The organism is Acidimicrobiales bacterium (assembly GCA_035540975.1).
GTDB lineage: Bacteria > Actinomycetota > Acidimicrobiia > Acidimicrobiales.
Genome location: DATLFN010000135.1, coordinates 17669 through 30589 on the forward strand (window position 1 = coordinate 17669; position 12921 = coordinate 30589).

Consider the following 12921-nt stretch of genomic DNA (forward strand, 5'->3'; position numbering starts at 1 on the left):
GCGGCGTCCGCCGCCCGTCGGTCACTCCCCACGGACCCTCGCGACGATCTCCCGTGAGATCGACTCGGGCACCTGCTGGTACGAATGGAACTGCATGGTCGAGGTGGCCCGTCCCTGGGTCTTCGACCGCAGGTCAGTAACGTAGCCGAACATCTCCGACAGCGGCACCTGGGCCCGGATCACCTGGCTGTTGCCCCGCTGCTCCATCCCCTCCATCTTCCCCCGGCGGCTGTTGAGGTCGCCGATGACGTCGCCCATGTACTCGTCCGGCGTCACCACCTCCACGGCCATGATGGGCTCGAGGAGCACCGGCCTGGCCCGCTTGGCGGCCTCTTTGACCGCCATGGAACCGGCGATCTTGAACGCCATCTCCGACGAGTCGACGTCGTGGTACGAGCCGTAGACGAGGATGGCCCGCACGTCCACCATCGGGTAGCCGGCCACCACGCCCGAGGTGAGGGCGTCCTGGATGCCGGCGTCCACCGACGGGATGTACTCCTTCGGGATGACGCCGCCGACGATCTTGTCGATGAACTCGTAGCCGCCGCCCGGGCCGGTGGGCTCGAGGTTGAGCACCACGTGGCCGTACTGGCCGCGGCCGCCGGTCTGGCGGATGTACCGCATCTCCACCTTCTCGACGGGGACCGTGATGGTCTCCCGGTAGGCGACCTGGGGCTTGCCCACGTTGGCGTCGACCTTGAACTCGCGCAGCATGCGGTCCACCAGCACCTCGAGGTGCAGCTCGCCCATGCCCCCGATGACGGTCTGGCCCGTCTCGTCGTCGGTGTGGACCTGGAAGGTCGGGTCCTCCTCGGACAGCGACTGGAGCGCCTTCGACAGCTTGTCCTGGGCGTCCTTGGTCTTCGGCTCGACGGCGACGTGGATCACCGGCTCGGGGAACTCCAGCGACTCGAGCACGATGGGGGCGTTGGGGTCGCAGAGGGTGTCGCCCGTGGTGGTCTGCTTGAGGCCCACGGCGGCGACGATGTCGCCGGCGAACACCGCCTCCTTGTCCTCCCGGTGGTTGGCGTGCATCTGGAGCAGCCGGCCCACCCGCTCCTTGCGGTCCTTCGACGAGTTGACGACGGCGCCGCCCTTCTCGAGGGTGCCGCTGTAGACCCGGAAGTACGTGAGCTTCCCGACGTGGGGGTCGCTCATGATCTTGAACGCCAGGGCCGCGAACGGCTCCTTGTCGTCGGCCCTGCGCTCGAGCTCCTCGATGCCCTTGACGTCCATACCCGTGACGGGCGGGAGGTCGAGCGGGCTCGGGAGGAAGTCGATGACGGCGTCGAGCATGGGTTGGACGCCCTTGTTCTTGAACGCCGAGCCGCACAGCACGGGCACGATCTGGTTCGAGATGGTGCCGTGGCGCAGCGCCTTGCGCAGGTCGTCGGCGGTGATCTCCTCCTCGCCGACGTACTTCTCCATGATGGTGTCGTCGAAGGTGGAGAGGACGTCCAGCAGGGTCTGGCGGGCCAGCTCGCAGTCGTCCTGCATGTCCTCGGGGATGTCGTTGACCGACCAGGCCTCGCCCTTCTCGGAGCCCTCGTCCCAGACCAGCGCCTTCATGCCGATCAGGTCGACCATGCCCTTGAAGTGCCCCTCGGCCCCGATCGGCACCTGCACGACGGCCGCCACCGCGTCGAGGCGGTCCCGGATCATGCTCACGGCGCGGTCGAAGTCGGCGCCGATGCGGTCCATCTTGTTGACGAAGCAGATGCGGGGGACGGCGTACTTGTTGGCCTGGCGCCACACCGTCTCGGTCTGGGGCTCGACGCCCGCCACCGCGTCGAACACCGCCACCGCGCCGTCGAGGACGCGCAGCGACCGCTCCACCTCGACGGTGAAGTCGACGTGGCCGGGGGTGTCGATGATGTTGATCCAGTGGTCCTTCCACTTGCAGGTGGTGGCGGCGGACGTGATGGTGATGCCGCGCTCCTGCTCCTGGATCATCCAGTCCATGGTGGCGGCGCCCTCGTGGACCTCGCCGATCTTGTAGTTTTTCCCCGTGTAGTACAGGATCCGCTCGGTCGTCGTGGTCTTGCCCGCGTCGATGTGGGCCATGATGCCGATGTTGCGGGTCCTCGCCAGGGGGAACTCGCGGATCAGTGGTGCCATGGGTCGATTCCTCGAAAGAGACGGTTCACATGTCCCGGCACGGTCGTCCGGCCGGGGGTGCGGTGACGGGGACCGCCGACCGGGCAGGTGCCGGTCGGCGGGACATCACCAGCGGTAGTGGGCGAAGGCTTTGTTGGACTCGGCCATCTTGTGGAGGTCCTCCCGGCGCTTCACGGCCGAGCCGATGCCGTTGGAGGCATCGAGCAGCTCGTTGGCCAGGCGCTGGGCCATCGTCTTCTCGCGCCGCTGGCGGGAGTACCCCACCAGCCAGCGGATCGACAGCGTGGTCGACCGCCGGGGGCGGACCTCGACGGGGACCTGGTAGGTGGCGCCACCGACCCGGCGGCTGCGGGTCTCGAGCGCCGGCTTGGTGTTCTCGACGGCGCGCTTGAGCGTGGCGATCGGCTCGGCGCCGGTCTTCTCCTTCACGACGTCCAGCGCGTCGTAGACGATGCGCTCGGCCAGCGTGCGCTTGCCCCGGCTGAGGATCTTGTTGACCAGCTGGGTGACCAGGACCGACTTGTAGACCGGGTCGGGAACGAGGTCGCGCCGCGGCGCGGGGCCCTTGCGAGGCATCCCTAACCCTCCTTCTTGGCGCCGTAGCGGCTGCGCGCCTGCTTGCGGTCGCGGACGCCGGACGTGTCGAGCGTGCCCCGGATGATCTTGTAGCGCACGCCGGGGAGGTCCTTCACCCGGCCGCCGCGCACGAGCACGATGGAGTGCTCCTGGAGGTTGTGGCCGACACCGGGGATGTAGGCGGTGACCTCGGTGCCGCTGGAGAGCCGCACCCGGGCGACCTTGCGCAGCGCGGAGTTGGGCTTCTTCGGCGTCGTCGTGTACACCCGCGTGCAGACGCCCCGGCGCTGGGGAGCTCCCTTGAGGGCGGGGGTCTTGGTCTTGGCGACCTTCGACTCGCGGCCCTTGCGGACCAGCTGCGAAATGGTGGGCAACGCGGACCTCTCGAACGAAAGCCGGGGACGGGGCGGCGCGGCAGCCGACTGCGGCCACGGCCAACGTGTCATCGTACACGCACCGACGGGCGTCCCGGCAAGGCTGGGCGCAGAGCCCCGGTGTGACCGACGTCACCGCTACGGTTGGGGCGAATGGCGAGCCACGTCGCTGCGTCCGCCTACGGCCACTGCCTGGCCATCGTGCGTGACGGGGAGGCGGCCGCCCAGCTGGCCGCCGTGGCCGCCCGCCGGGGCGGCCGCACCCTCGCCGGCGTGCTGGGCCACGCCCGCCACCAGGCCCTCGCCTTCGTGGCCCGGACGCCGCCCCCGCCGGTGGCGGTGGGGCCGGGCGCCGGAGCGGCCGAGGTGGCCTGGGCGCTGGCCGCCAGCCGCCCGCCCGTCGAGCTGGCCATGGTGGACCTCGCCGGCCGGTACGGCCTGGGGCGGGGCGGGCTCGGGCACGCCCTCGGCCTCTCGCCGACGGCGGCCGCCGCCGCCGTGGGTGAGGCCGCCCGGGTGTGGGAGGAGGAGCTGGACCCGGCCCTGCTGGCGTGGTTGGGGCCGGGCGACTGCGCCGGCCTGGCCGCCGTGCTGGGCGACGGGCCGCGCACCGCCGCCGGCGACCTGCTGGCCGTGTCCGGCGCCGTCGCCGACCACACGGCGGAGTGCGACGCCTGCGGGGACCGTCGGCGGGCGGCGGCGTCGGTGCGCGCGCTGGTAGCGGGGACCCCGCTGCCCGAGCCGCCTCCGGCCGTCGTCGCCGCCGCCGCCAGGAGCCGCTTCCAGCCCGGCATGCCACCGCCGCCGCTGCTCCCCGGCCGGGGCCGCACCGCCACCCGGGTGCTGGCCGGCGTGGCCGCCGCGGTGGCGCTGGCGGGGACCGTCGTCGTCGTCTCCCGGTCGGACGGCTCCCGCGACTCGCCGCCGTCGCTCGCCGCCCTCGGCCGGGTGCCGGCGATGACGGGGGCGCTCGAGCTGCTGCCGGGGGAGCTCGACCTGTCGGCGGGCGAGGTGTCGCTGCTGAACACGTCGGCCGAGGACGTGGCGTGGGAGGCGCGGGCCGACGCCCCGTGGCTTCGGGTCGACCCCCCGGCGGGCCGGCTGGGCGCCAGGCGCGAACAGGTCCTGCGGCTCAGCGGCAGTCCGCCCGAGGGCGAGGTGCGCACCGTCGTGCGCGTCGAGGGGCACGACGGCTCCGCCGCCGCCGTCACGCTCACCGGCACCGTCGAGCACCCGCCCGACCTGGGTGCCAGCGCCGCCGGGTGCCGCGTGTCGGCGGTCGTCGAGGACGAGGCCGAGGTCGCCCTGACGCTCCATGCGCGCGACGCGGCGGGGGTGGAGTCGCGCCTGCCCATGACCCTCACCTACATGGAGGCGACGGCCGACCTGCCCGCCGGCCGCCCCCTCACCTGGTGGGTGAGCGCCGTCGACGGCCGCGGCAACCAGGCCCGCACCCCGGATGTCGCCCTTCCGCAGGGCTGCTGAGCCGGCGGCGCGGGCGACTCCCCCCGGACGCGAAGACCGGCCCCGAGGGGCCGGTCTTCGGGTGCCTGGAGCGGGAGGTGGTCAGCCCGCCTCGCCGGCGTCGTAGGCGACGCCGTCGCCGCCCGCCACGGGCGGCGGGGCCGGGGGCGGCCCGTTGCCGCCGTCGCCACCGGTGGGCGCCGCCGTGGTGGTGCCGATGTTGGCCAGCCAGGCGGCCAGGTCCTCGGTGTCGGCGTCCGACGACCACCCGAGCATGGGCTCGTAGTCGGGGGCCTCGAGGTCGAACTCCCGGTAGCGGCTCATCCCCGTCCCCGCCGGGATGAGCTTGCCGATGATGATGTTCTCCTTCAGGCCGTAGAGCAGGTCCGACTTGCCCTCGATGGCCGCCTCGGTGAGGACCCGCGTCGTCTCCTGGAACGAGGCGGCCGACAGCCATGACTCGGTGGCCAGGGACGCCTTGGTGATGCCCATGAGCTCGGGGCGTCCCTCGGCGGGGCGCTGCCCGGCCTGAACCAGCTCGCGGTTGACGTCGGCGTAGGTCCGCGAGTCCACCCGCTCGCCGGGCAGGAACGGGGCGTCGCCCGGCTCGGCCACCGACACCCGGCGCAGCATCTGGCGCACGATGAGCTCGATGTGCTTGTCGTGGATCGACACGCCCTGGTCCCGGTAGACCTTCTGGACCTCCTCCACCAGGTACTGCTGCGTCTCGCGGATGCCCTTGATCTCGAGCAGCTCCTTGGGGTCCTTGGGGCCCTCGACCAGGGCGTCGCCGGCCACCACCTCCGAGCCCTCCTGCACCTCGAGGTGGGCCCGCTGCGAGACGTTGTAGCTGTCCTCGGAGCCGTCGTCGCCCACGATCGTGATGCGGCGGCCGGTCTCCTCGTCGGCGATGCGGACGACTCCCGACGTGCGGGCCAGCACGGCGGCGCCCTTGGGCGTGCGGGCCTCGAAGAGCTCGACCACGCGGGGCAGGCCGTGGGTGATGTCCTCACCGGCGATGCCACCGGTGTGGAAGGTCCGCATGGTGAGCTGGGTGCCGGGCTCGCCGATGGACTGGGCGGCGATGACGCCGACCGCCTCGCCCATCTCGATGCCCTTGAGGGTGGCGAGGGACCGGCCGTAGCAGGTGGCGCAGATGCCCTGGAGGGCCTCGCACGTGAGCACCGTCCGCACTCGGACCCGGGTGACGCCGGGGTCGTCGCGGAGGATGACCAGCTCCTCGTCGCCGACGTCGGTGCCGGCGGGGAGGCTCCCGGCCGCCTCGGCCAGGACCCGCCCGAACAGCCGGGTCTCCAGGTAGGCGCGACGGTTGGGCTGATCGGGGCCGATGGCCTCGAGCCAGATCCCCCGGGTGGTGCCGCAGTCGTCCTCGCGGATGATCAGCTCCTGGGCGACGTCGACCAGGCGGCGGGTGAGGTAGCCCGAGTCGGCGGTCCGCAGGGCGGTGTCGGCCAGGCCCTTGCGGGCGCCGTGGGTGGAGATGAAGTACTCGAGCACCGACAGGCCCTCACGGAACGAGGACTTGATGGGACGGGGGATCATCTCGCCGCGCGGGTTGGACACCAGTCCCTTCATGCCGGCGATCTGGCGCACCTGCTGGGAGTTCCCCCGGGCGCCGGAGTTCACCATCATGTCGAGCGGGTTGAACTTGATCGTGGCCAGGGTCTTGTCCATGGCCTTCCCGACCTCGGTGTTGGCCGACGTCCAGATCTCGATCTCCTTCTGGCGCCGCTCGTCGTCGGTGATGATGCCCCGCTTGAACTGGTTCTCCGCCTTCTCCGCCTCCTTCTCGTGGCGGTCGAGGATGGCGGCCTTCTCGGGCGGCGTCTTCACGTCGTCGATCGAGATGGTCAGGCCCGACTGGGTGGCGTAGCGGAAGCCGAGGTCCTTGATCCGGTCGAGGCAGGCGGCCACGTCCACCTTGGGGTAGGTGTCGGCGATCTCCTCGACGATGGAGGCGATGCTCCGGCCCCGCTTGGAGACCAGCTCGTTGACCTTGTCGAAGGTGTCGGGGAGCGCGGTGCGGAACAGGAGCCGGCCGGGAGTCGTGACCTCCTCGGCGTACTCCGGGCCCTCGCCGTTGCTCGGCGCCGCCAGCGTGCGCAGCCGGATCTTGGCGTGGAGGTCGAGGTCGCCCGCCTCGTACGCCTGCTCCACCTCGTGGAGGTGGCGGAACACCCGGCCCTCGCCCTTCACGCCCTCGTCGTCCAGGGTGAGGTAGTAGGACCCGAACACCATGTCGTGCGACGGGACGGTGATCGGGCGGCCGGTGGCCGGCGACAGGATGTTGTTCGCCGACAGCATGAGGATGCGGGCCTCGGCCTGGGCCTCGGCCGACAGCGGCAGGTGGACGGCCATCTGGTCGCCGTCGAAGTCGGCGTTGAAGGCGGCGCACACCAGGGGGTGGATCTGGATGGCCTTGCCCTCGACGAGCACGGGCTCGAAGGCCTGGATGCCCAGGCGGTGGAGGGTGGGCGCCCGGTTGAGCAGGACGGGGTGCTCGTTGATGACCTCCTCGAGCACGTCCCAGACCTGGGCCCGGCGCCGCTCGACCATGCGCTTGGCCGACTTGATGTTCTGGGCCAGCTCGGTGTCGACCAGCCGCTTCATCACGAACGGCTTGAACAGCTCCAGGGCCATCTGCTTGGGGAGGCCGCACTGGTGCAGCTTGAGCGTGGGGCCGACGACGATGACCGACCGGCCCGAGTAGTCGACGCGCTTGCCGAGCAGGTTCTGGCGGAACCGGCCCTGCTTGCCCTTGAGCATGTCGGACAGCGACTTGAGCGGGCGGTTGCCCGGCCCGGTGACGGGGCGACCGCGGCGGCCGTTGTCGAACAGGGCGTCGACGGCCTCCTGGAGCATCCGCTTCTCGTTGTTGACGATGATCTCCGGGGCGCCGAGGTCGAGCAGTCGCTTCAGCCGGTTGTTCCGGTTGATGACCCGGCGGTAGAGGTCGTTCAGGTCGGAGGTGGCGAAGCGGCCGCCGTCGAGCTGGACCATGGGCCGCAGCTCCGGCGGGATCACGGGGACGGCGTCGAGGATCATGGCCCGCGGGTCGTTGGACCGCTTGCCGTTCTCGTCGCGGCGGTTGAAGGCGGTGACGATCTTCAGGCGCTTGATCGCCTTCTGCTTGCGCTGGACGGAGAGCGGGCGACGCCCGTCGGCGGCGTCGATGGCCTCGCGGAGCTTGATCTCCTCCTCGTCGAAGTCGATCCGGGCGATGAGGCGGGCGATGGCCTCGGCGCCCATACCGCCCTCGAAGTAGTCGCCGAAGCGGTCCTTCAGCTCCCGCCACAGCAGCTCGTCCTCGATGATCTTGCGACCGTGGAGGTTCTTGAACTCGTCGAAGGCGCGCTGCACCAGCTCGAGCTCGGCCTGGCCGCGCTCGCGCAGGGCGGCGACCTCCTTCTCGGCCGCCTTCTGCTTGGAGCGGATCTCGGAGTCCTTGGCGCCCGCCTTCTCCAGCTCGGCGACCTCGTCCTCGAGCGCCTTGAAGCGGCGGTCGATCTCGAGGTCTCGCGACTTGGAGATCTCCGTCAGCTCCTCGGCCAGCTCGGCCTCGATGTTGGCGATGTCGTTGTGGCGCTTCTCCTCGTCCACCCAGGTGACCAGGTTGGCGGCGAAGTAGATGACCTTCTCCAGCTGCTTGGCCTTGAGCTCCTCACGGGGGTCGATGCCCATGAGGAGGTAGGCCAGCCACGACCGGGTGCCGCGGAGGTACCAGATGTGCACGACCGGCGCCGCCAGCTCGATGTGGCCCATGCGCTCGCGCCGGACCTTGGAGCGGGTGACCTCCACGCCGCAGCGCTCGCAGATGATCCCCCGGAAGCGCACCCGCTTGTACTTGCCGCAGTAGCACTCCCAGTCCTTGGTGGGACCGAAGATCTTCTCGCAGAACAGCCCGTCCTTCTCGGGACGAAGCGTGCGGTAGTTGATGGTCTCCGGCTTCTTCACCTCACCGTTCGACCACGTCCGGATCGAGTCCGCCGTGGCCAACCCGATCCGAAGCTGCTCAAAATCATTGACGTCCAGCAACGTCCACCTTCTCTCTTCCCAAATTCACAAACGATCTCGACGAGGGCGTGGTCACAGTGCGCCAGCCACCGGAGGGGCAGTAGTCCGGCGGGGGAGGGTCAAGTTCCGGAGGAGCCGGACTGCTGCCCCTCCGGTGGTGCGAGTCAAAATCGGGATGCGCGCTCGGCCGCGCGCCGCTCATCCTCCTCATCGGACCCCCGCTCGGGCCGCGAGATGTCGATCCCCAGCTCCTCGGCCGTCCGGAACACGTCCTCGTCGAGATCGCGCATCTCGATCTCCTCGCCCGTGGTGGAGAGCACCTCGACGTTCAGGCACAGCGACTGCATCTCCTTGATGAGGACCTTGAACGACTCGGGGATGCCCGGCTCGGGGATGTTCTCGCCCTTGACGATGGCCTCGTAGACCTTCACCCGGCCGAGGACGTCGTCCGACTTGATGGTGAGCAGCTCCTGGAGGGCGTAGGCGGCGCCGTAGGCCTCCAGTGCCCACACCTCCATCTCCCCGAAGCGCTGCCCGCCGAACTGGGCCTTCCCGCCCAGGGGCTGCTGGGTGATCATGGAGTACGGGCCGGTGGAGCGAGCGTGGATCTTGTCGTCCACCAGGTGGGCCAGCTTCAGGATGTACACGTAGCCGACGGTGATCGGGTTGTCGTACGGCTCACCGGTGCGGCCGTTGTAGAGCGTGGCCTTGCCGTTGACCCCGATGAGGCGCTTGCCGTCGTTGCTCTCGGGGTTGAGGGAGCCGAAGATCCTCTGGATCGTCGGGTGCCGCCCGGCGGCCTCCTCCTCGTCCCAGTGGGCGCCGTCGAACACGGGCGTGGCGACCCAGACGGCCGGCTCGGTGATGGGCCGCGTCTTGGTCTCCGTGCCCCGGACGGGCGGGATGGAATGGTCGGCGTCGTCCCAGCCCCACCGGGCGGCGTACCCGAGGTGGGCCTCCAGGACCTGGCCGACGTTCATGCGGCTCGGGACCCCGAAGGGGCTGAGGATGATGTCGATGGGCGTGCCGTCCGCCAGGAAGGGCATGTCCTCCACGGGGAGGATCTTGGAGATGACGCCCTTGTTGCCGTGGCGGCCGGCCAGCTTGTCGCCCTCGCTGATCTTGCGCTTCTGGGCGACGTAGACCCGCACCAGCTGGTTCACGCCGGGCGGCAGCTCGTGGGCGTCCTCGCGGGAGAACACCCGGACGTCGATCACCTTGCCCGACTCGCCGTGCGGGACCTTGAGGCTGGTGTCGCGCACCTCGCGGGCCTTCTCACCGAAGATCGCCCGCAGGAGGCGCTCCTCGGGCGTGAGCTCGGTCTCGCCCTTGGGGGTGACCTTGCCGACCAGCACGTCGCCGGGGCCGACCTCGGCACCCACGCGGATGATGCCCCGCTCGTCGAGGTCCTTCAGGATCTCCTCGGACAGGTTCGGGATGTCCCGGGTGATCTCCTCGGCGCCCAGCTTGGTGTCGCGTGCGTCGACCTCGTGCTCCTCGATGTGGATCGAGGTGAGCACGTCGTCGCGCACCAGGCGCTCGGAGAGGATGATGGCGTCCTCGAAGTTGTAGCCCTCCCACGGCATGAAGGCGACGAGCAGGTTCTTGCCCAGGGCCAGCTCGCCGTTGTGGGTGGAGGGGCCGTCGGCCAGGACGTGGCCGGCCTTGATCTTGTCGCCCTCGTCCACCAGCGAGCGCTGGTTGATGCACGTGTTCTGGTTGGACCGGCGGAACTTGGCCAGCCGGTGGACCTTGCGACCCAGGCTGCCGCCGTACTCCACGGAGATGTGGTCGCCCGTGACCTCGGTGACGGTGCCGTCGGCCTCGGCGAGGATCACGTCGCCCGCGTCGCGCGCGGCGCGACCCTCCACGCCGGTGCCGATGTAGGGCGCCTCGGGGCGCAGCAGGGGGACGGCCTGCTTCTGCATGTTGGCCCCCATGAGGGCCCGGTTGGCGTCGTCGTGCTCGATGAACGGGATGAGGGCGGTGGAGACGGAGACGATCTGCTTGGGCGACACGTCCATCATGTCGACCTCGGACGGCGGCACGAAGTCCACCTCGGTGCTCGACCCGTAGGACGTGGTGGTGGCGCCCACCCGCACGCCCGCACCCTGGGGCCCGCGGCGCACGAGCACGCGCTCCTCGGTGAAGCGCCCGTCGTCGTCCAGGCTGGCGTTGGCCTGGGCGATGACGTGCTCCTCCTCCTCGTCGGCCGCCAGGTACCTCACCTCGTCGGTGACCCGACCGTCGACGACGGTGCGGTAGGGCGTCTCGATGAAGCCGTACTCGTTGATGCGGCCGTAGGCGGCGAGGTGGCCGATGAGGCCGATGTTCGGGCCCTCGGGCGTCTCGATGGGGCACATGCGCCCGTAGTGGGAGCTGTGCACGTCCCGCACCTCGAACCCGGCCCGCTCCCGGCTGAGCCCACCGGGGCCCATGGCCGACAGGCGCCGCTTGTGGGTGAGGCCCGACAGCGGGTTGACCTGGTCCATGAACTGCGACAGCTGGCTGGTGCCGAAGAACTCCTTGATGGCGGCGACCACCGGCCGGATGTTGATGAGCGTCTGGGGCGTGATCGCCTCGACGTCCTGGGTGGTCATGCGCTCGCGGACGACCCGCTCCATCCGCGACAGGCCGACCCGCACCTGGTTCTGGATGAGCTCGCCGACCGAACGGATGCGGCGGTTGGCGAAGTGGTCCTGGTCGTCCAGCCGGTATCCGGGCTCGCCGTTGGCCAGGTGGAGCATGTACGTGGCGGCCGCCAGCAGCTCGCTCGGGCTGAGGACGCCCTGGCCCTCGACCGGCCGCTCCAGCTCCATGCCGAGGATGGACGATGCCTTCTCGATCTCGGGGCCGAGCTTGCGGTTCAGCTTGTACCGGCCCACCCGGGTGAGGTCGTACCGCTTGGGGTTGAAGAAGGCGTTCTCGAAGTAGGCGCGGGCCGACTCGACGGACGGCGGCTCGCCCGGGCGGGCCCGCTTGTAGATCTCGAGCAGGGCCTCCTCGCGCGTCGGGGCGAGCTCCTTGTCCTTCGTCCACTGGCCCTCGAGGAAGTCGAAGTGGCTGACGAAGCGGTCCAGGAGCCCCGGGTGGTTCTCCTCGTCGTAGCCGAGGGCGCGCAGCAGCACGAACAGGCTCAGGCGCCGCTTGCGGGCCACCCGCGTGCCGGCGGTGATGTCCTTGCCCGGCTTGGCCTCGACGTCGAACTCGATCCACTCACCGCGGTACGGGTGGATGGTGCCGGTGACGACCGTCTTCACGTCGCGGCCGGGCTGGAAGATGACGCCCGGGCTGCGCACCAGCTGGGAGACGACCACCCGCTCGGTGCCGTTGATCACGAACGTGCCCTTGTCCGTCATCATCGGGAAGTCCCCCATGAAGACGGTCTGCTCCTTGATCTCGCCGGTGGTGGCGTTCATGAAGCGGGCCCGCACGAAGATGGGCGCGGAGAAGGTCATGTCCTTCTCCTTGCACTCCTCCACGCCGAACTTGGGCGGGGGGCGCAGGTCCTGGTCCGTCGGGTCGAACTCGAGCTCGAGACGGAGCTGGCCGGTGAAGTCCTCGATCGGGCTGATGTCCCGGAAGGTCTGCGCCAGGGCGGTGTCGAGGAACCAGCGGAACGACTCGCGCTGGATGGCGATCAGGTCCGGTAGCGGAAGGACCTCATCGAGGTTGGCGAAGGACAGACGTTCCCTGGCGGTGGAACGAGACGGCAAGGTCGACTCCTCAGGTGACGAAGGGTGACCGGGCGCGCCTCAGCAGGGGCGGCGACTGCGGGGCGCGAGCGGGCGAGCACGGCAACCGCTCATTGTACGCGCGGGCAGCGGCGAACACAATACCGCCGACTGGCTCCGCAAAAGCGTAAGGCGAGCGCCCGTTCACGTCAAGGGTCTGACGCGGTCACAACGGAAGCCCGGCGCGCCGGGTCGGCGCGCCGGGTGGGGGACTACTTGACCTCGACGGTGGCGCCGGCGGCCTCCAGCTGGGCCCTGGCCTTCTCGGCGTCCTCCTTGGTGGCCCGCTCGAGCACGGGCTTGGGGGCGCCGTCGACCAGGTCCTTGGCCTCCTTGAGGCCGAGGCTGGTGAGCGACCGCACCTCCTTGATGACCTGGATCTTCTTCTCGCCGGCGGCGACGAGGACGACGTCGAACTCGTCCTTCTCCTCGACCTCGGCGGCCGCCTCCCCACCACCGGCACCGGCGGGGGCGGCCACCGCCACCGGGGCGGCGGCGGTGACGCCGAAGCGGTCCTCGAACTCCTTGAGCAGCTCGCTCAGCTCGAGGACGGTCATTCCGGCGATGGCGTCGAGGATCTCTTCCTTGGTGGCCATGGGTCAGCTCTCCTGTGCGGGGTC

7 protein-coding genes are annotated in these 12921 nt (G+C 70.3%); 1 reads left to right on the forward strand and 6 read right to left on the reverse strand.

All coding sequences use genetic code 11. The annotated features are described in order from the left end of the window. Positions 1-21: 21 nt before the first annotated feature. From fusA to rpsL, 3 genes are all read right to left on the reverse strand, one after another. Positions 22-2118, reverse strand: coding sequence for an elongation factor G (fusA, locus tag VM242_13345; protein HVM06145.1), 2097 nt, complete (start codon positions 2116-2118; stop codon positions 22-24). 105 nt (positions 2119-2223) lie between these two features. Next, complete coding sequence (gene rpsG, locus VM242_13350; protein HVM06146.1) at positions 2224-2694, reverse strand: 30S ribosomal protein S7; 471 nt, start codon at positions 2692-2694, stop codon at positions 2224-2226. 2 nt (positions 2695-2696) lie between these two features. Further along, positions 2697-3068 carry a 30S ribosomal protein S12 gene (gene rpsL / locus VM242_13355; protein HVM06147.1) on the reverse strand — a complete coding sequence of 124 codons (372 nt, stop codon included), beginning with the start codon at positions 3066-3068 and terminating at the stop codon, positions 2697-2699. A 153-nt stretch (positions 3069-3221) separates the two neighbouring features. On the opposite strand from rpsL, the gene VM242_13360 reads away from it, so the two are divergent. After that, on the forward strand, positions 3222-4553 hold the full coding sequence (locus tag VM242_13360; protein HVM06148.1) for a hypothetical protein: 1332 nt from the start codon (positions 3222-3224) through the stop codon (positions 4551-4553). An 81-nt stretch (positions 4554-4634) separates the two neighbouring features. On the opposite strand, the gene VM242_13365 is transcribed toward VM242_13360, so the two are convergent. From VM242_13365 to rplL, 3 genes are all read right to left on the reverse strand, one after another. Further along, on the reverse strand, positions 4635-8588 hold the full coding sequence (locus VM242_13365) for a DNA-directed RNA polymerase subunit beta' (GenBank protein ID HVM06149.1): 3954 nt from the start codon (positions 8586-8588) through the stop codon (positions 4635-4637). Between the two features lie 143 nt (positions 8589-8731). Continuing rightward, on the reverse strand, positions 8732-12283 hold the full coding sequence (locus VM242_13370; protein HVM06150.1) for a DNA-directed RNA polymerase subunit beta: 3552 nt from the start codon (positions 12281-12283) through the stop codon (positions 8732-8734). Between the two features lie 230 nt (positions 12284-12513). Continuing rightward, complete coding sequence (rplL, locus tag VM242_13375; GenBank protein HVM06151.1) at positions 12514-12897, reverse strand: 50S ribosomal protein L7/L12; 384 nt, start codon at positions 12895-12897, stop codon at positions 12514-12516. Positions 12898-12921: the final 24 nt, after the last annotated feature.